The organism is Ruegeria sp. HKCCSP351, assembly GCF_017872535.1.
GTDB lineage: Bacteria > Pseudomonadota > Alphaproteobacteria > Rhodobacterales > Rhodobacteraceae > Ruegeria.
Genome location: NZ_JAEDOV010000003.1, coordinates 204,320 through 223,303, shown reverse-complemented (window position 1 = coordinate 223,303; position 18,984 = coordinate 204,320). Strand labels below are relative to the sequence as shown.

Sequence of the window (18,984 nt, the reverse complement as noted above, 5' to 3'; positions counted from 1 at the left end):
GGTAGGGTCCCGTCAAATTTATAAGGGGATAGTCGTCATGAAAGACATTCTTTCCGAACTGGAAGGCCGCCGCGATAACGCGCGTCTGGGCGGTGGGCAGAAACGGATCGATGCCCAGCACGCACGCGGCAAACTGACCGCGCGTGAACGGATCGAACTGCTGTTGGACGAGGGCAGCTTTGAAGAGTTTGACATGTTTGTCAGCCACCGCTGCACCGATTTCGGGATGGAAAAACAAAAGCCTGCGGGCGACGGTGTTGTCACCGGTTGGGGCACGATCAACGGGCGCATGGTTTATGTGTTCAGCCAGGATTTTACCGTCTTTGGCGGATCGCTGTCGGAAACCCATGCTCAGAAGATCTGCAAGATTATGGACATGGCGGTCCAGAACGGTGCCCCGGTGATCGGAATTAACGATTCGGGCGGCGCGCGCATCCAGGAAGGTGTGGCTTCGCTGGCGGGTTATGCCGAAGTGTTCCAGCGCAATATCATGGCTTCGGGTGTGGTGCCGCAGATCAGCGTAATCATGGGGCCCTGCGCGGGTGGTGCGGTGTACAGCCCGGCGATGACCGACTTTATCTTCATGGTCAAAGACACCTCTTACATGTTCGTGACCGGCCCGGATGTGGTGAAGACCGTAACCAACGAAGTGGTGACTGCCGAGGAACTGGGGGGGGCCTCGACCCATACCAAGAAATCCTCGGTCGCTGATGGCGCGTTCGAAAACGACGTCGAAGCTTTGGCCGAGGTGCGGCGCCTGGTGGATTTCCTGCCCCTCAACAACCGCGAAAAGCCGCCCGTGCGCCCGTTCTTTGACGAACCCGGCCGGATCGAGGCTTCGCTGGACACTCTTGTGCCAGAAAATCCGAACACGCCCTACGATATGAAGGAACTCATCGCCAAAGTGGCGGACGAGGGCGATTTCTATGAAATTCAGGAAGATTTTGCGAAGAACATCATTACCGGGTTCATCCGGCTGGAAGGTCAGACCGTAGGCGTCGTCGCAAACCAGCCGATGGTGCTGGCCGGGTGTCTGGATATCGACTCCTCGCGCAAGGCTGCGCGCTTTGTACGCTTCTGTGACTGCTTCGAAATCCCGATCCTGACACTGGTCGATGTTCCTGGCTTCCTGCCGGGAACAAGCCAGGAATATGGCGGCGTCATCAAACATGGGGCCAAGTTGCTGTTTGCCTATGGCGAGGCAACCGTGCCGAAGGTGACGGTGATTACCCGAAAGGCTTATGGTGGTGCTTACGACGTTATGGCCTCCAAGCATTTGCGCGGTGATTTCAACTATGCGTGGCCCACCGCCGAAATTGCGGTCATGGGGGCCAAAGGGGCGACCGAGATCATTCACCGCGCCGATCTGGGGGATGCGGACAAGATCGCATCTCACACCAAGGATTACGAAGACCGATTTGCAAATCCCTTCGTGGCAGCCGAGCGCGGCTTCATCGATGAGGTGATCATGCCGCATTCGACCCGCCGTCGTGTATCCCGGGCATTTGCCAGCTTGCGCGGCAAACAGCTGAAGAACCCTTGGAAAAAGCACGACAATATCCCGCTGTGATCCTTCTGGGGGCGGGGTGGCCCGCGCCGCTCAATCTTAGACTGCCACAGCGGCTCTGAGGCTAAAACGCCCTCAAATTGAGGCGGAATTGACAAAAACCGGCAAATAGTTGAATGATCCGACCCGTCAGACATAGAACCGCGCAGACCAATCGTACTGCGCGCGCGACCCCGGAAGGAGGAGCTCGCCGCTGGTGGGTCCGGGGTCGCGCCATTTGTCTGGTTGCTCTCGCCTTCAGCCATCCTGCTTTTGCAGACTCCGATACTTTGCTGCCGGTTCCGTCGGGCCAGCCAGTGCAACTGAGCGATGTCCTGCTGGACAACAATCCAGGCGAGCTTTGGCTGCGCTTTCGCTTTATCGCACCCAGAATAGGCGCGTCAGTGGGACGGATCGGGTATGATGTTGCGTCGAAGGATATGGAGCACCTGTGCCAGATTCTGGCCGTTCCATATGTCGCGCAGCATGAATTGCATCCGGTGCGGGTCGTGATCTCTTTGTCCGATCGCCCGGTAGAGTTTGGTGATGCCGCCCCTGATGCGACCCAGTTTTTTGAGGCTTACCGGCTGGAGCAGTCCCAGTGTATCTGGGAGGGGCTTTGACCATGACCGCAGGTATCCATGAGTGCAAAGCGTCTCAGACCAACTGTGCGGCTTTGGAGGTGCGCATCATGAACCCATCCCTTTTCGGGCTCGAATTGCTTTTGTCTGCAAGTATGACACAAGAGGGCCTTTCATGCTGAAGCATCGTGGTTTCCCCGGTCGCCTTTCAGGCACTGACTTTCAGTTCACCATTCGTCGCGCCAACCCAAAGGGCGCTACACCGTTAACGCGGCGCGAGCGGTTTCGGGACCGTAAACCTGCGGACAGGCGCGCTGATAGTGCGTTCATGGAAGCCCTTTGGGCCCATTTCGGCGACCAGCCGTTCGAACGGGGCAATCTGGATGCTGGGCGTTTGAGCTGGCTGTTCGGGCGCGAAGTCATCCCGGCAGAAGACCCCTTTGATCCGGCCAGTTATGATGCCTTGCTCGTTATCGACGTAAACGCTGCGCGCGCATCCTTCCCGGACATCATCGACGGGATGGACTGATTGTGACATTCGCTGCCGCACATAATCCGATCACTGCCAGTTTCGGGAAAATCCTGCCCGAAACCGGGCAGGATTTATGTGTGGTCTCAGAAGTTCAACTGGGCTGCAAGCTGAACGCGGCTGCCGTCAAAGGTTCTGCCGGTGGGCGCGTCATTCCGCTCGCCATAGATGTATTCGGCGCTGAGCGTCAGACTGTCCGTCGCCTTGTAGAACGCGTTGACATGGATCGTTTCCAGCTCGGTGAAGGACAGCGTCCCGGTCGAGGTTGGCAGATCATAGTCTTCACGACCGTAAGCAATACCGACATTCCACTTTGCGCCGAGGTCCTGCCTGAATTCCACGGTGTAGCCATCCACATCGTTGGCCTGCCCACCGACAATGGCATCGCCGAGACCGATCAGGTACGGGCCAAGTGCCTCACCTGTGACGTAGTTGACCTGAAACAACCCGCCTTGCCAGGGGCGGATGCCGCCCGAAAGCGTAAAGCCGGTTTGATCCACTTCGACATTGCCGGAATTGGCTTTACCGTACAAAACGGCACCACGGGCAATGTACGTACCGTCGTTATATTCCGCCGAGGCCGTCAGGACGGGATCATCGGAATTCGACCCGCTGACGTTCTCTTCGATCGAGACCGCAAACTGTGCATTGCTGCCAAGCTGTCCGGTGTATCTCAGCTGTGGGACACGAGCGAATGCGATACCCACCGGGCCGTTGAATTCGACAGTGGTCGGGTAGGTGTCCAATGGTTGGAAGTTGGTCCAGTACTGACCAATCAGGAACTGATCGCCGATGGTGATGTTGGCATGGCGAATGCGCAATTCAGCCGTGCCGCCGGAACCGAACAGGTCAAGCTCAAGCTGTCCGCCAATGTCACCGATCCCGCTTGGGGTGGTGGTACGCAGTCCGATCCGCGATTGGCGAACGGTTGCCCCGAAGGTGCCGTCTGTCGCGGCCGAGGGTTCACCGATAACATTCACGAACGCCGTATCCCCCTGATCGTAGTCAAAGTCATAGAAGAAATCGGCCTTCACGTATCCGTAAACGTCCAGAACGGTGTTGCCGATGCGGAAATCTCCGTTGGCGGGGCCGCTTTTGTCGGCTTCCAGCGCCTCGACCCGGGCGCGCAAAGCGTCGAGTTCGGCTTGGGTCTGGGCGTCCTGGGCGACAGCAAACGTGCCGGTCACACTGAGCGCAGAGGCAGCGAGCAGGAGTGCCTTTTTTCTAGTCATAGTCATGTGGGTGTTCCTTTGAGTGCGAGTGTGCCCAGGGACCGTTTCACGCAGCAGAAATCTTTGGAAATCACGAGAAAGGGAATAGAACTATCTGATTTCTCAAGAAAATGTGCCTTTTTCGACTTCTTGAATCACAGCGTCTTGAACCTGTCATCTAACGCTCTGCTGCGCCGTAATTCCTCCGCCGGTGGAGTGGCGGCGATTCGTGATGCTGCAACCGCAGAAAGCATCGGCAGCGGCCCGTTTTGTAACGAAACTGTGACGGTGAATGGGGCTTTCGCGCTGGTAATTCACTTGAATGCTGTCGGCACGAAGTTGCGCGCCCTTTTGCGGCTTGGGCAGAAACCAGCCGAGTTGTCGTCGGGAAACAATACTGTGATTGCCCAACGGATTGTGCCGTGCAAACTGAATAGGCCGTGCGGCTCTACTTTGCCTGCGCCGCACATGCACTTACTATTCCGTACCCCTTCCTTGCGCGGGCAGGCTTGTGTTCCCCACATAGACCTGTCCGCGTTTTTCTTTTTGGCTCCCACGGCCAAAGAGAAGCGAAAACCTGCACAAAACCTGCCTGCAACTGCATTGATATTGAATAACAGGCCCCATTTCGCGCATCTGATCCCAAACGAACCAAGAAAACTAAAAGGGCAGACACAATGCGATTCTCGAAACTCATCCTTGTTGCGGCGACCTGTGCGGGTCTGGCCGCGTGCGGTGACACCACGGGCGAACAGGCACTCCTCGGCGGTGGTGCAGGGGCTGTGGGGGCCGCGGTCCTCAATGCCGACCCGCTGTTTGGCGCGGCCGTCGGTGCAGCGGGCAACGTGCTGTACTGCAAGACGCAGAACAACTGTAACTAACGCATATCCTTCGGGGCGCCTGGCGCCTCAGCCATCATTGCGCATCACGCCGTCGTGGGGATCGTACCCTGCGGCGGCGTTTTGCGTTTCCGGAACACCAAGCCAAAGGACGTTTCATGTTCAATAAGATCCTGATCGCCAACCGGGGCGAGATCGCCTGCCGGGTCATCAAGACCGCCCGCAAGATGGGTATCGGCACCGTTGCCATTTATTCGGACGCGGACAAGAACGCGCTGCATGTGTCGATGGCCGACGAAGCCGTGCATATCGGTCCGCCCCCGGCGAACCAGTCCTACATTGTGATCGACAAGGTCATGGATGCCATCCGTCAAAGCGGCGCGCAGGCGGTTCATCCCGGCTATGGCTTCCTGTCGGAAAATTCGAAGTTCGCCGAGGCGCTCGAGGCCGAAGGTGTCGCCTTTGTCGGACCCCCTGTCGGTGCAATCGAAAGCATGGGCGACAAGATTACTTCGAAGAAGATCGCACAGGAGGCCGGAGTTTCGACGGTTCCGGGTTACATGGGGCTGATCGAGGACGCGGACGAGGCGGTCAGGATCTCGAACGACATCGGTTATCCGGTCATGATCAAAGCCAGCGCCGGTGGCGGTGGCAAGGGCATGCGCATCGCGTGGAGCGATGAAGAGGCGCGCGAAGGCTTTCAGTCGTCCAAGAACGAAGCCGCAAACTCGTTCGGAGATGACCGGATCTTCATCGAAAAATTCGTAACTCAGCCGCGCCATATCGAAATTCAGGTTCTGTGCGACAGTCACGGAAATGGCATCTACCTGGGCGAGCGTGAATGCTCGATCCAGCGCCGGAACCAGAAAGTGGTGGAAGAGGCGCCGTCACCCTTCCTTGATCCCGAAACCCGCAAGGCGATGGGTGAACAGGCTGTCGCTCTGGCCAAGGCCGTGAACTACGCGAGTGCTGGTACGGTCGAGTTCATTGTGGACGGAGACAAGAACTTCTACTTCCTCGAAATGAACACGCGCCTGCAGGTGGAACACCCTGTCACGGAACTGATCACCGGCGTCGATCTGGTCGAGCAGATGATCCGTGTCGCAGCGGGTGAAAAGCTATCGATAACACAGGATGACGTGACCCTGACCGGCTGGGCGATTGAAAACCGTCTGTATGCGGAAGACCCGTATCGCAACTTCCTGCCGTCGATCGGTCGTCTGACCCGGTATCGCCCGCCGCAGGAAACCGCGGCCGGTCCGTTGCTGGTCAACGGTAAATGGCAGGGTGAAGCCCCCGAAGGCGAAACCGCCGTACGTAACGATACCGGCGTCTACGAGGGCGGCGAGATCAGTATGTATTACGACCCGATGATCGCCAAGCTCTGCACTTGGGCCCCGACCCGCGAAAAAGCAATCGAAGCGATGCGCGTGGCGTTGGACAGTTTCGAAGTGGAAGGCATCGGTCACAACCTGCCGTTCCTGTCGGCAGTGATGGATCACCCGAAGTTTGTCAGCGGTGACATGACAACGGCCTTTATCGCTGAAGAATATCCAGACGGGTTCGAGGGCGTAACGTTGCCCGAAGTGGATCTGCGCCGGATTGCTGCATCCTGCGCCGCGATGCACCGCGTCGCCGAAATCCGGCGCACCCGCGTGTCGGGCCGGATGGACAATCACGAACGCAAAGTAGGCAAGCGCTGGGTTGTGACATTGCAGGGGCAGGATTTCGCCGTGCAGGTCAATGCCGACAAAGAAGGGTCAACGGTCAAGTTTGACGACGGATCGTCCCTGCGTGTCGCGTCGGACTGGACGCCGGGCGATCAACTTGCGGTTCTGGACGTGGATGGCAGCCCGCTGGTTCTGAAAATCGGCAAGATCTCGGGCGGTTTCCGCGTTCGCAATCGCGGCGCGGACTTGAAAGTGCATGTACGCCGTCCGCGTCAGGCGGAACTGGCCAAGCTGATGCCGGAAAAACTGCCACCAGATACCTCGAAAATGCTGCTCTGTCCGATGCCCGGCCTTGTCGTGAAGATTGACGTCGAAGTGGGGCAGGAAGTGCAGGAAGGTCAGGCGCTATGCACAATTGAGGCGATGAAGATGGAAAACATCCTGCGCGCTGAAAAGAGGGGCGTGGTCGCCAAGGTCAATGCAGGTCCCGGTGACAGCCTTGCTGTGGACGACGTGATCATCGAGTTCGAGTGACCATGTTGGCGCTTTCGACATACAACCCAAAGTTCCCGGCGCATCGCACCGGGGCCTTAGGGCATGGCGAAAGCGTTCAGCCCCCTTCGCGCCGTTCGCGAATCTCGCGTTCGCGCAGGGGGGTCTTGTCAATAGACCTTCCAATCTCACGCACGCTCCACGGGCTGGGTTTGCGCAATTTGACCACGCCGTCCTTGTCGACGAACACCATCTGGAATCCACGCGGCCGCAGCTTGGTCCGGATCGGAGACCGGGCAGACGGGTCCGTGTCTGTCAGCACGATGACATCACGGTCGCGCATGGCTGCTTCTTCTGCGACAAGCATATCGATCTGCTGCTGGAACCGCGGATCGGCGGGTGTGTCAGCGAAAACCACGATGGGGCGTTTTACCCACAAAAACTCGCTGAGTTCACTTTCACCCACCGGGCGGACAAAACTGTCATCAGACGTCGCGGTTCCGTCTGCCGCCAGGGCAGCCAGAGGGATTAGTGCCGAGAAAACAAAGGCAAGCGTGCGTATCATGTGGCCTCCTGTTCTATCGAATATAGCCCCTGTGCCCGCGATTGCGACCGGCGATTTGCGCCGGGTGACCACATTTTCGCGCTTGCGCCTGGATGATCAGGCCAAGTGCAGGACCTTGGCGCGGACGCTTTCAGCGGCCGCCATCCGTATTGACGAGAGGAAATCGAAATGACCGACACAAAGGACTGGACAGCGCTTGCCGAGAAAGAGCTGCGCGGACGTCCGTTGGACGACCTGACCAAGGAAACGCTGGAAGGCATCGCGGTCAAACCGCTTTACACCCAGGAAGACACCGCCGATCTGCCGCATATGGGGTCGTTGCCGGGCTTTGGCCCGTTTACTCGCGGTGTTAAGGCCACGATGTATGCCGGGCGTCCATGGACGATCCGCCAATATGCGGGTTTCTCAACCGCCGAGGAGTCGAACGCGTTCTACCGGCGCAATCTGGCGGCGGGCCAGCAGGGCGTTTCGGTTGCCTTCGATCTGGCGACACATCGCGGCTATGACAGTGATCACCCACGCGTTGTTGGCGATGTCGGTAAGGCAGGCGTTGCCATCGACAGTGTCGAGGATATGAAGATCCTGTTCGACGGCATTCCGTTGGACAAGGTCTCGGTCTCGATGACCATGAACGGTGCGGTTGTTCCGATTCTGGCCAGTTTCATTGTTGCGGGTGAAGAACAGGGTCACGACAAATCTGTCCTGTCCGGCACCATTCAGAACGACATTCTGAAAGAATTCATGGTGCGCAACACCTATATCTACCCGCCCGAACCGTCGATGAAGATCATCTCGGACATCATCGAATACACGTCGAACGAGATGCCCAAGTTCAACTCGATCTCGATCTCGGGCTATCACATGCAAGAGGCCGGGGCGAACCTTGTACAGGAACTGGCCTATACGCTGGCTGATGGGCGTGAATACGTCCGTGCAGCGACTGAGGCCGGGATGGACGTGGACAAGTTCGCTGGTCGTTTGTCTTTCTTCTTTGCCATCGGCATGAATTTCTTCATGGAGATCGCCAAATTGCGCGCCGCGCGCACGCTGTGGCACCGGGTCATGACCGAGTTCGGCGCGAAATCCGAACGGTCAAAAATGCTGCGCACCCATTGCCAGACTTCCGGTGTATCGCTTCAGGAACAAGACCCTTACAACAATGTCATCCGCACCGCCTATGAAGCGATGAGTGCAGTTCTTGGGGGCACCCAGTCCCTGCATACCAATGCTCTGGACGAGGCAATTGCGCTGCCCACCGATTTCTCGGCCCGCATCGCGCGGAACACGCAGCTCGTGCTTCAGGAAGAAACCGGTGTAACTGATGTGGTCGATCCGCTGGCCGGTTCCTACTATGTCGAAAGCCTGACCAATGAACTGGTCGAAAAAGCCTGGGCCCTGATGGAAGAGGTCGAGGAGATGGGTGGCATGACCAAGGCGGTTGCCTCGGGCATGCCCAAGCTGCGGATCGAGGAAAGCGCGGCCCGTCGTCAGGCCATGATTGACCGGGGCGACGAAGTGATTGTTGGCGTCAACAAGTACCGCAAGGAACAGGAAGACCCGATCGACATTCTGGATGTCGACAACGTCGCCGTACGCGAGGCGCAGGTGGCGCGGCTGGAACGCATTCGCGCAACCCGTGATGAAGCCGCGTGCCAAGCCGCGCTGGACGCCCTGACCAAGACCGCCCAGGAGGGCGGAAACCTGCTGGCCGCTGCGGTCGAAGCCGCCCGCGCCCGTGCATCCGTAGGAGAGATCAGCATGGCAATGGAGAAAGAATTCGGCCGCCACCGCGCCGAGGTGAAAACCCTGGCCGGTGTCTATGGCGCTGCTTACGAGGGCGACGAAGGCTTTGCCGCGATCCAGAAATCCATTGAAGACTTTGCTGAGGCCGAGGGCCGCCGCCCCCGTCTGCTGGTGGTCAAGATGGGGCAGGACGGGCATGATCGCGGTGCCAAGGTTATCGCCACAGCCTTTGCCGATATCGGTTTTGATGTTGACGTTGGCCCGCTGTTCCAGACACCGGCTGAGGCGGCTCAGGATGCCGTCGACAATGACGTCCACGTGGTCGGCATTTCCTCGCAGGCGGCGGGGCATAAAACGCTGGCACCCCAGCTGGTGGAAGAGCTGAAGAAAGCAGGGGCCGACGATATCATCGTGATCTGTGGTGGGGTGATCCCGCAGCAGGATTATCAGTTCCTGTATGACCATGGGGTCAAGGCTATCTTTGGTCCGGGCACCAACATTCCCGAGGCCGCTCAGGACATTCTGCGCCTGATCCGCGAAGCGCGGCCCTGACATAAGGCAAGACTTTCAACGAAAGCTCTTGTGATCCTGTGCCAATGGCGAAAACATGCGACCGGATCCCTTTGGGTCCGGTCGTTTTTCGCAGGAGGGCGCACATGTTACTCGATCATCTGGCCGTCGCGGGCGAAACGCTTGAAGAAGCGTCTGCGCATATCGAACAGGCGCTTGGCGTTGCGTTGCAACCCGGTGGGAAACACGAAAAATTCGGGACACATAACAGGCTGCTGGGGCTCAGGGACGGGCTCTATCTGGAAGCGATTGCCATCGATCCGCAGGCGCACCCTCCGGGCAGGCCGCGATGGTTCGATCTGGACAATTTTCAGGGCGGACCGCGTTTGACGAACTGGATATGCCGGGTCGAGGATATCGTGGCCACACTGTCGATCTTCCCCGATGGCACCGGAGAGCCCATCGATCTGACCCGCGGCGCGTTGCAATGGCGCATGGCGGTTCCGCCAACGGGGCGTTTGCCGTTCGACAATCTGTTTCCCGCCCTTATCGAATGGCAGGGCGACCTGCACCCGGCAAACATGTTGCAGGACAGCGCGTGCCGGTTGCGGCGTCTGGTTGTCTACCACCCCGACGCCCTGACACTAGCCCGTCAACTGGGTGAGCTGGATCATGTGGTATTCGATTCCGGCCCCGCCGCTTTGCAGGCAGAGATCGAGACACCTCATGGGCTTCGGGTGCTGGAATGAACATACGCCCGGCCACAGCGTCAGATGCACCCGCCATTGCCCGGATCACCAACGCGATCATCCGGGACACTTTGGTCACTTTCACGACGGACGAGCGCAGCGCCGCCCAGATTGCCGAAGATATCAAGGCACGCGTGCCTGGTTATCTGGTTGCCGAGCACGACAGCCACGTTATCGGCTTTGCCACATATGGCCCTTTCCGAACCGGGCCCGGTTATGCGCAAACATGCGAACATACGATCCAGCTGTTACCGGACGCGCGCGGCAGAGGGGTGGGGCGTGCGTTGATGTCCGCGCTTCAGGATATTGCGCAAGCCCAAGGCGTTCATGTTCTGGTCGCGGGCATATCCTCGGCCAATCCGGGGGCCGAGGCGTTTCATGCCGCACTTGGCTATTCGAAAGTCGGGCTGATGCCCGAAGTCGGCTTCAAATTCGGCCAGCGACTGGACCTTGTGCTGATGCAGAAAATTCTTGGTGCTGAATGACCTGTTGGACCTGACAGTCCTGAATTGTGACGCTAGGGTGCGGTCATGTCGATCTGGACCCGCATATCCGATGCGCTGAGCGCGCTTGCCCAAGGCGAAAGCCTGACCGCAGTTTTTGAAAAACTACGCTCGCCACCGGAACGGTCCGTGGCCTTTACGATTGCGGTCATCGCACTGGGTGCCAAAATGGCCAAGGCAGACGGTCAGGTGACCCGTGATGAGGTCACCGCTTTTCGCGACGTGTTTCAGATCGCGCGCGAAGATGAGGAAGGTGCAGCCCGCGTCTTCAACATGGCCCGTACGGACGTGGCGGGATATCAGGACTACGCCCGCAAAATCGCACGCATGTTCTCGGAAGACAGTACAACCCTGTGTGACCTGATGGAGGGGCTTTTTCACATCGCGATGGCGGATGGTTTCTATCATCCGAACGAAAACGCATTTCTCGAAGATGTCAGCCAAATCTTCGGACAAACTGACGCGCAGTTCAAAGCACTGCGGGCGCGTTTTGTCCCGGATGCGCCAAACGATCCATACACGGTACTGGGCGTTCCACATGACATGCCGCTGCCCGATATTCGCAAGGTCTGGCGGCAACTGGTTCGGGAAACGCACCCCGACGCCATGATGGCCCGGGGTGTCCCCGAAGAGGCGATCCGGTTGGCCGAGAAAAAGATGATCGATATCAATCGCGCCTGGGATGAAATCAACGGCGCGCGGGCCTGATCAGATGCGGCTGGCGACCTATAATATCGAATGGTTCGCCAATCTGTTCGACCAGAAAGACAGGCTGATCGTCGATGACAGTTGGTCCGGCAGGCACAACGTCACCAAAGCGCAGCAGGTCGAAGCGATTGCCAAGGTTCTGACCGCGATTGACGCTGATGCGATTCTGATTGTCGAGGCGCCCAACACCGGCAGACACCAGAACACGGTTCGGGCCCTGCAAGCCTTTTCCGAAGCGTTCGACTTGCGCACGTCTGATGCGGTGATGGGCTATGCAAACGACACACATCAGGAACTGGCATTGCTCTATGACAGAACGGTGCTGAGTGTTCACCACGATCCCAAGGGAGATATTGCAGATGCCACAGCCCCCCGGTTCGATGGTGTATTCAAAATCGACCTCGACATTGATGCGACCGAGGATGTCGTGCGGTTCTCCAAACCGCCGATGGAACTGGCGGTGACGACGCAAGCGGGGCACAACATTCGTCTGATCGGGGCACATCTGAAATCCAAGGCACCGCACGGTGCCGAATCGCGGGATGAGGCAATCCGGATTTCGATTGCCAATCGCCGCAAACAGCTGGCGCAAGCGATCTGGCTTGCACGGCGCGTCGAATGGCATGTTGCGCAAAAACAGCCCGTCATTTTGCTGGGCGATCTGAACGATGGCCCCGGGCTGGATGAGTTTGAGCACCTCTTTGGCCGCTCGTCGGTCGAGGTGTTGCTGCAAGCCGGATTGTTCGACCCGAACGCCGTCACAGCCTATAGGTTTCGGCCCGGGCCGGTGCCTGCCACTGCGCGCTTTGCCCGTCCGGAGGAAGGCAAATTTCTGGACGCTTTGCTGGATTACATAATGATTACCACGGACCTGCAAGCAAATCGCCCGTCCTGGCGTATCTGGCACCCGTTTCAGGATGCCGCCTGTTGGGCTGAACCGGAATTGCGACAGGCGCTTTTGACGGCCTCCGATCATTTTCCAGTCACGCTGGATATTGAACTGTGACCTTTCCAGCCTGCCACACGGGCCTTATATGTCAGGTATGAAACGCATATTGCTGATCAGCACGATCTCCATGTTCCTTGCTGCGCCCTCCATGGCACAGGAAGACAGCGAAAAATCCCTGATGGAACAGGGGGCCGAACTGTTTTTCGAAGGTTTGCGCAAGGAAATGGAACCGGCATTGGAAAACTTGCTGGGTCTTGCGGAAGAGCTTGGCCCGGCGATGCAGTCCTTCTTGCAGCAGATGGGCCCAGCGCTTGCTGAACTGGCGGCCGAGGTCAAGGACTGGAGCGTTTATGAACCGCCCGAGATCCTGCACAATGGCGATATCATTATCCGCAGAAAACCGACCCAAGAGCCATCCGAGCCCGAAAAGCGGGATATCGAGGTGCCAGAAGGACCCACAGACATCTGACCTGGTTAAAGGTCAGCCCCTGATAATCACGCGAGTCTGAGATTTCAGTGCTGCTGCCAAAGCGCTGAACCGGGCTTCAGCCACTTCGCTGAACAGGGGGGCAGCGGATTCGGGTAGATACAGTTCCAGTTCTCGCTTTTTTGGGAAAAACTTGAGCTGCCCCATATTGGCATCGTTGTGCATCCACAACATCGCGCCAAAGCGCATGGCCTTGCCTAGAATTTCAGCTTGTTTCTGGCTTTTTTCATCCAGCAATTCGTAAAGCCGAGAGAACCGGTTTCCTTCCCGTTTGTTGCGATAACGGTGTTGCAGTGCCAAACCGATGAAAACACGTTCGGAGTGCTTCAGGCCACCCAGATTGGCGCGCGTGACGTTGTCGAAACACACCTCGGCCCGATAGTCGGGATGCGCGCGCCAGCTTACATCGTGCAGCAGGCAGGCCGCCTTGATCAGGCGCACTCTGCTGGGCGGTGCCGATCTAAACAGCGGGATGACAAAATCATAGAGGTTGCTGCCAAATCCCGGCAGGCGGGCGTCCTTGGCTTCCGAGAACCGGCTGGCTTCGATAAGCGGGTCGCGGTCGCGCACTTCCTGCGGCATCTGCTCATACAGCAACCCCTCGCGGATACCATAGCTTGAGATGGCGATATCTTTGGGTTTGAACGTACGGATCAGCCGTGCCAGAACATCCATCGCGTAAGGGATAAGCGCCATGCGCGAGCTGGACACGCCCGCCTGAGCACGCAACTTTTCACTGTCGTGTTTTTCGATGTATTTGATCGTCTCGCGCACCTGCTTGGTGGTCATGCGGTATTCATGCAGCACGTTCAGCGGATAGCCCCGCCGCAGCATGTCCAGCCGCGCAAAGGCGCGCCAGCTGCCGCCGACCAGAAACAAACGATCCCGCTGCTGGCCCATCTGATTGCGCAGATCTTCCATCGTTTCCTTGATATGCGCTTTTCGCGCACGTCGCCCGCCTTTGATGTCACGCAGTTTCAGCGGCCCAAGCGGCGAGGTCACGCGGCGGCCGACCTGACCACCGCCGATTTCGGCCAATTCCATCGACGATCCGCCGATATCGCAGATCAGCCCATAAGCTCCGGGCCATCCCAACAGGACACCCTGTGCCGACAGGCGGGCTTCTTCGTCACCGTCAATGATGGCCACCTGCAAACCGGTTTCAGCCTGCACCTGATCGCAGAACTCGGGCCCATCCGAGGCTTCGCGCACAGCAGCGGTGGCGACAACATGCAAACCGGGCAAGTCCAGATCCATTGCCAGGTGCTGGAAGCGCCGCAATGCCGCCAGGGCGCGTTCGCGGCCACGCGGGTTCAGCCGTCCGGTTTCGGACAGGCCCGCCCCCAGTTCGCACATGACCTTTTCATTGTAGAAATAAGCCGGTGATCGGGCCGCCCCGTCGAAAATGACCATCCGGACCGAGTTCGACCCGACATCGACAACCCCGACGCGCGACAGCGCCCGTGCGTCCGGTTTGTCAAACAGAGGCTTTCCGATTGTTCCCCAGTCCGGGATATCGGTTTCGACGGTCTGATCCATGTGCCTTCCAGATTGTTCTTTTTGAGGATGCGAAATTGACGTCAGCGGGTCAATCATTGGTCTCGACCTCATCCGGGGCCGTGTTCAGTACGCGAATGGCCAGCGTGCGTGTGATGTCGCGTTTTTCCGCCAGGGCCAGTTGGTCCAGTTGGGTTACAACGTCGGCTGCGCTTTCGAATCGCCGGTCCATATGCTTGACAAGATAGGCGATGACATCGGGGCCGGGGTTAAGCTGCCTGTCAACAAATAGCTTGGCAAGAACTGCGCCCAGCAATGCGTCGTCGGGCGGGTCAAGCGCGACGTGATGCGCACCTTCGACCCGGCTTTGCAGATCGGCCAACGGCAACGCCCAAAATTTTGGCGCAAGACGGCCGGTCATCAGCAGGGGGTGCCCTTCGGCCAGTACAAGATTATGCAGGTGGAACAGCGTTTTTTGCTGCTCGAGATCACCGGCGATCAAAGGCACGTCTTCGACCGCAATCGGCATACGCGCCAGGTCTGGCACATCGTCATATCGCAGATCGCTGGCCTGAAGGATACACCCGCCGGTTTCAGCGGCCCAGACATGGGCCAGATGGGTTTTGCCCGCACCGGCAGGCCCGCTCAGCACCAGTTTGTTGCCGGGCCAGGACGTGGCCGAGATCATTGCCACGGCCAGCGCATTGGCCGGTGACACAAAGAAGTCCTCTCGCCCGAGCGCAGTTTTGGCGGGCAGATCAAAGCTGAGTTGTCGGGCCATTTACTCGGTTTCCTGATCCAGACCTTCAAGACCAGTGTACAATCTGCTGTCGAGGTATAGCGATGTGGCAAAGCGGGCCAGCACGCCCAATGCTGCAGCGACCGGGACCGCGATTAGCATGCCGACGAAGCCGAACAGCGCGCCAAAGACCGACAGGGCCAGCAGCAACCAGACCGGGTGCAGCCCAACCGAGCTGCCGACCAGCTTGGGTGTCAGGAAATTGCCCTCGGTGACCTGCCCAACGGCAAAGATACCCGCGATCAGCCCGATATGAGCCCAGTCACCCCAGAACTGAAACAGCGCAAGCCCGATGGCCAGCGAGCCTCCGATAAGGGCGCCCAGATAGGGAATGAATGTGACCAGACCCGCGATAAAGCCCACAATCAGACCAAATTGCAAACCAGCAAGCATCAGTGCGACTGCGTAATAGGTGCCAAGGATCAAGCAGACCGTTCCCATGCCGCGCACGAACGAGGCCAGAACCGCGTCGATCTCACCCGCCAGCCGCCTGATGATGGGGGCGTGGTCACGTGGCAGCAGCTCTCCGATGCGGGCGGTCATGCGGTCCCAGTCCAACAGCAAGTAGACGGCCACAACCGGCACAATGACCAACAGAACAACGATGTTGATCGCGGAACCCAGCGAGGTCAGCACCGTCTGCATAACGTCCCCGGTCTTGGATTTCAGCGTTTCGCCAAAGGACACCAGCATCGCGTGCGTGCTCGATTCCCGGTCAAGCAAGGACGGGAACTGTTTTTCTATGAAACTGCGCAACTGTTTGAACAGATCAGGCAGTACATCGACAAGATCCAACAACTGGGTGATCAGCGCAGGAACTACCATCAGAATTGCCAGTACAAACCCCAGAACACCGACGACCGTGATGACCGCCGTAGCGGCCATACGCGACAGGCCCAGCCGCTCCAGCCGGTCAGCGACCGGATCCAGGAAATAGGCAATGGCCCCACCGATGACAAAAGGCAACAAGACATCGCCAAGGGCCCACAGGATCAACGCGAAAACCGCAGCGGCGATGCTCCAGTATCTCAGCTGATCCTTAACCGGCAAAGCCATGGCGATCCCCTTGTTCAGGCCCTTGCAGGTGTTCTTGGCGCATCAAAGCCCATGATGCAAGCGGTTCATGGCGCTTGCGTTTACAGGGGTCAGCCGCGCAACGTTCCCAATTCCGGGGTGTCTTCGGTGGCGGTTTCGTCGGGCCAGTTGGTGCGCCAAATCTCGGCCGACCAGTGACCGCAATGAACCGCCGGACGGTCAAAGCCGGGCAGGGGCGGCAGCAAAGGCGCGACGACGACGTCGTGACGGGGCACCGCGAAATAGGGAAAAGAGTACCGTTCCCGCCCCGACCGGTTCACAACCCGATGGGGCGTGGATTTCAACCGCCCGCCCGACCACAGCTCCAGCATGTCACCGATATTCACCACGAAACCACTGGGCGGGCAATCGGGCGAGATCCAGCCACCGCTGCGGGTCTGCACCTCAAGCCCGCCCACCGGATCGGGGGCAATGATGGTCAAGGCGTCGGTATCCTTGTGCGGATGGATGCCATAGCCCGCCTCATCCTCGGCCTGAGGCGGGTAATGCAGCAGGGTCATGTTGGTCATCGGGGCCCGGAATGCACTGCGCAGCGCGTCGGATTTCAGATCCAGCCCTGCCTCTAACGCGCCCAGCAACAGATCGGTGACGCGATCCAGTTGCCGCCAGTAACCCAGAATGACCTCTTTCGCACCGGGTACGTCGCCAGGCCAGATGTTTGGCCCGTATAACGCGCAATCCTCACGCACCGGATCGTCAGCCGCGACCTCGTGATGCAGTTTGTAGCCTTCGTATTTGTCGGCCTTGCCCGATCCATCATTGGGTGTGAAAAACCCCATGGGAATATAGCCGCGATAGTTGGCGCGGGTGATGGCCTGATCCCATTTTCGTGCGTCATCGACGGCAAAGATCTGTCGGGTGATCTGACGCACCTGATCCACGGTTTGCTGGGATATGCCAGTCCCGGTGATCGACAAAAAGCCGATCCCCTGACAGGCCGCAAGGATGTGCCGGACCGTTGTGTCATAGGCTGCGGTTCCTGGTGCAGTCAAAGGCGCGATATCAATCGTTGGGATACTGTCCATCAATGAATCCTCACCCCCTGGCGTTGCAGTTCAGCGCGAACCGGTGCCAGATTCAGCTGGTCCAGCTCCTGATTGCTTTTCAGTGAGACCGCAGCGGCAATGCCCGCGCCCTGACCCATGACGGCGCAGCAGGCCATATTTCGCGTTGCGGCATGCGCCACCCGGTCCGCGCCATGTGAGCGTCCTGCAACCAGCAGACCTTTGATGCCCTTGGGCAGCATCGACCGATAGGGGATTTGCATATACCGCCCCGTAGTTGGCAGGATCAGAATGCCATAGCCGTCGATGAACTCGGGATAGATACCTATCGTATCCTCGAACCGGCCCTGATGGCGGGCATCGTTTTCGGTCATGTTGTAAACGGCATCGATCTTGCGGGTGTCGCGGATGCCGATGGTCATCCCGAAATTCCGCAAACGCGCGTTTTCGCAACCGGGCATGAACCGGCGCAGCGCCTCGATGGCCAGCATGGTCTGGCGGCGGCCTTCAATCTCGCCGCGCGTCAGGCTGTCGGGGTCGGTGCCATCGATCTCGGCCAGATGGATGAGGTTCATGTAGGTCAGCTCGCCCGTGTCATGCATCGCGCCCCAGGTTCCTGCGATGGTGTTCAGATGCGGTGGGATCAGCCCCTGATCGATCGCTTGTTGGAATGGTTTGTGCACGAAGGGTGAGAACATGTCGTCCTCTTTACCGCTGGTCTCAATGTTCCACTCGCCCCCGCCGCCCCAGTCCTTGTAGGTCTGCGGGTCAGCTTTTACACCTTCCATAAAGGCCCGCTTGTCGACGCCCGCCAGGTGAAACATGACCGAGGCCGCCATCATGTCCTCGCGCGGAGTTTTGTGGGTCGGCGCGCCCGAACGATGGGCTACATCCGCGTCGCCGGTGGCATCAATGACGACCTTGGCCAAAATCGCTTCGCGCCCGGCCTTGGATTCTGTGATGACGCCGGTGATCCGGTCTCCATCCAGGATCGGCGCGACGAATTGTCGGTGCAGCATCGGGTGCACGCCCGCCTCTTCGACCAGCTTGTCGGCGACCAGTTTGAAGCCTTCGCTGTCCAACTCATAACTTAGCGACTGGCTTTCGGGAACGGCGGCCCCCATCTCCTTGGCGCGGGTTTCGAACTCCATCCCGATGCCGCCTGCCTCGACGGTTTGCTCGTGCCGGTACCAGGCAAATCCTTCGACGCCGACCGCCGTGATGTTGCCACCCATGCAACCGAACCGATCAATCAAAGATACCTCGGCCCCCGCACGTGCCGCTGCAAGCGCTGCGGCCAACCCGGCGGGGCCGGAACCGACGACCAGAACATCGGTTTGATGAATGACGGGGATTTGGCGTGCGGGTTCCTGAATGGTCTGCATTGGCGCCTCATGGAATTTGCGTTTCCGCTACCATTGGGATTCCCGATTGGCGGGTCAATCAAAAAACCGACTGCCGCGAGGTCGGAAAAACACCAATGCGCGATTGCCCCCGGCGGGGCTTT

Annotated in this window: 18 protein-coding genes; 11 read left to right on the top strand and 7 right to left on the bottom strand. The window is 58.8% G+C overall.

The genetic code is table 11. The features are described 5' to 3' along the window. Window positions 1-37: 37 nt before the first annotated feature. The 3 genes from I9182_RS08180 to I9182_RS08170 all read left to right on the top strand — a co-directional run bounded on the left by I9182_RS08180 (window position 38) and on the right by I9182_RS08170 (window position 2,656). The gene (locus I9182_RS08180; RefSeq protein WP_209597857.1) at window positions 38-1,570 is read left to right on the top strand and encodes an acyl-CoA carboxylase subunit beta; all 1,533 of its coding nucleotides are present in this window, start codon (window positions 38-40) and stop codon (window positions 1,568-1,570) included. 113 nt (window positions 1,571-1,683) lie between these two features. Continuing rightward, window positions 1,684-2,169, top strand: a complete 486-nt coding sequence (locus I9182_RS08175; RefSeq protein WP_209597855.1) for a DUF6497 family protein — start codon at window positions 1,684-1,686, stop codon at window positions 2,167-2,169. Between the two features lie 133 nt (window positions 2,170-2,302). Further along, window positions 2,303-2,656, top strand: coding sequence for a hypothetical protein (locus tag I9182_RS08170; protein ID WP_209504586.1), 354 nt, complete (start codon window positions 2,303-2,305; stop codon window positions 2,654-2,656). An 86-nt stretch (window positions 2,657-2,742) separates the two neighbouring features. Here the strand turns inward: I9182_RS08170 and I9182_RS08165 are convergent, their stop codons facing one another. Next, a complete protein-coding gene (locus tag I9182_RS08165) occupies window positions 2,743-3,894 on the bottom strand; it encodes a DcaP family trimeric outer membrane transporter (protein ID WP_209504585.1) in 1,152 nt (383 codons plus the stop codon). A gap of 650 nt (window positions 3,895-4,544) precedes the next feature. Here I9182_RS08165 and I9182_RS08160 point away from each other — a divergent pair. After that, window positions 4,545-4,748, top strand: a complete 204-nt coding sequence (locus tag I9182_RS08160) for a hypothetical protein (RefSeq protein ID WP_209504584.1) — start codon at window positions 4,545-4,547, stop codon at window positions 4,746-4,748. Between the two features lie 116 nt (window positions 4,749-4,864). After that, window positions 4,865-6,910, top strand: coding sequence for an acetyl/propionyl/methylcrotonyl-CoA carboxylase subunit alpha (locus I9182_RS08155; protein ID WP_209504583.1), 2,046 nt, complete (start codon window positions 4,865-4,867; stop codon window positions 6,908-6,910). A gap of 76 nt (window positions 6,911-6,986) precedes the next feature. On the opposite strand, the gene I9182_RS08150 is transcribed toward I9182_RS08155, so the two are convergent. Beyond that, window positions 6,987-7,433: a DUF4174 domain-containing protein gene (locus I9182_RS08150; RefSeq protein WP_209597853.1), complete on the bottom strand. Its 447-nt coding sequence runs from the start codon at window positions 7,431-7,433 to the stop codon at window positions 6,987-6,989. Between the two features lie 168 nt (window positions 7,434-7,601). Here I9182_RS08150 and scpA point away from each other — a divergent pair, with 168 nt between their 5' ends. From scpA to I9182_RS08120, 6 genes are all read left to right on the top strand, one after another. After that, window positions 7,602-9,728 (top strand): methylmalonyl-CoA mutase, encoded by a 2,127-nt coding sequence (gene scpA / locus I9182_RS08145; RefSeq protein ID WP_209504581.1) that lies wholly within the window; start codon window positions 7,602-7,604, stop codon window positions 9,726-9,728. 104 nt (window positions 9,729-9,832) lie between these two features. Beyond that, the gene (locus I9182_RS08140; RefSeq protein WP_209597852.1) at window positions 9,833-10,435 is read left to right on the top strand and encodes a VOC family protein; all 603 of its coding nucleotides are present in this window, start codon (window positions 9,833-9,835) and stop codon (window positions 10,433-10,435) included. Beyond that, window positions 10,432-10,920 (top strand): GNAT family N-acetyltransferase, encoded by a 489-nt coding sequence (locus I9182_RS08135; RefSeq protein ID WP_209597850.1) that lies wholly within the window; start codon window positions 10,432-10,434, stop codon window positions 10,918-10,920. Before I9182_RS08140 ends, I9182_RS08135 begins: the two co-directional genes overlap by 4 nt. A gap of 45 nt (window positions 10,921-10,965) precedes the next feature. Then, complete coding sequence (locus tag I9182_RS08130) at window positions 10,966-11,646, top strand: molecular chaperone DjiA (protein WP_209597848.1); 681 nt, start codon at window positions 10,966-10,968, stop codon at window positions 11,644-11,646. A 4-nt stretch (window positions 11,647-11,650) separates the two neighbouring features. Beyond that, on the top strand, window positions 11,651-12,652 hold the full coding sequence (locus I9182_RS08125) for an endonuclease/exonuclease/phosphatase family protein (protein ID WP_209598091.1): 1,002 nt from the start codon (window positions 11,651-11,653) through the stop codon (window positions 12,650-12,652). Window positions 12,653-12,689: 37 nt separating this feature from the next. After that, window positions 12,690-13,064, top strand: coding sequence for a hypothetical protein (locus I9182_RS08120; RefSeq protein ID WP_209597846.1), 375 nt, complete (start codon window positions 12,690-12,692; stop codon window positions 13,062-13,064). Between the two features lie 12 nt (window positions 13,065-13,076). Here the strand turns inward: I9182_RS08120 and I9182_RS08115 are convergent, their stop codons facing one another. The 5 genes from I9182_RS08115 to I9182_RS08095 form a co-directional block, all read right to left on the bottom strand. Beyond that, the gene (locus I9182_RS08115) at window positions 13,077-14,621 is read right to left on the bottom strand and encodes a Ppx/GppA family phosphatase (protein WP_209597844.1); all 1,545 of its coding nucleotides are present in this window, start codon (window positions 14,619-14,621) and stop codon (window positions 13,077-13,079) included. A gap of 49 nt (window positions 14,622-14,670) precedes the next feature. After that, the gene (locus tag I9182_RS08110) at window positions 14,671-15,360 is read right to left on the bottom strand and encodes a DnaA/Hda family protein (RefSeq protein WP_209597842.1); all 690 of its coding nucleotides are present in this window, start codon (window positions 15,358-15,360) and stop codon (window positions 14,671-14,673) included. Further along, window positions 15,361-16,434: an AI-2E family transporter gene (locus I9182_RS08105; RefSeq protein WP_209597840.1), complete on the bottom strand. Its 1,074-nt coding sequence runs from the start codon at window positions 16,432-16,434 to the stop codon at window positions 15,361-15,363. A gap of 89 nt (window positions 16,435-16,523) precedes the next feature. After that, window positions 16,524-17,498: an isopenicillin N synthase family oxygenase gene (locus I9182_RS08100; protein WP_209597838.1), complete on the bottom strand. Its 975-nt coding sequence runs from the start codon at window positions 17,496-17,498 to the stop codon at window positions 16,524-16,526. Next, window positions 17,498-18,862 (bottom strand): FAD-dependent oxidoreductase, encoded by a 1,365-nt coding sequence (locus tag I9182_RS08095; protein ID WP_209504572.1) that lies wholly within the window; start codon window positions 18,860-18,862, stop codon window positions 17,498-17,500. Before I9182_RS08095 ends, I9182_RS08100 begins: the two co-directional genes overlap by 1 nt. Window positions 18,863-18,984 lie beyond the last annotated feature (122 nt).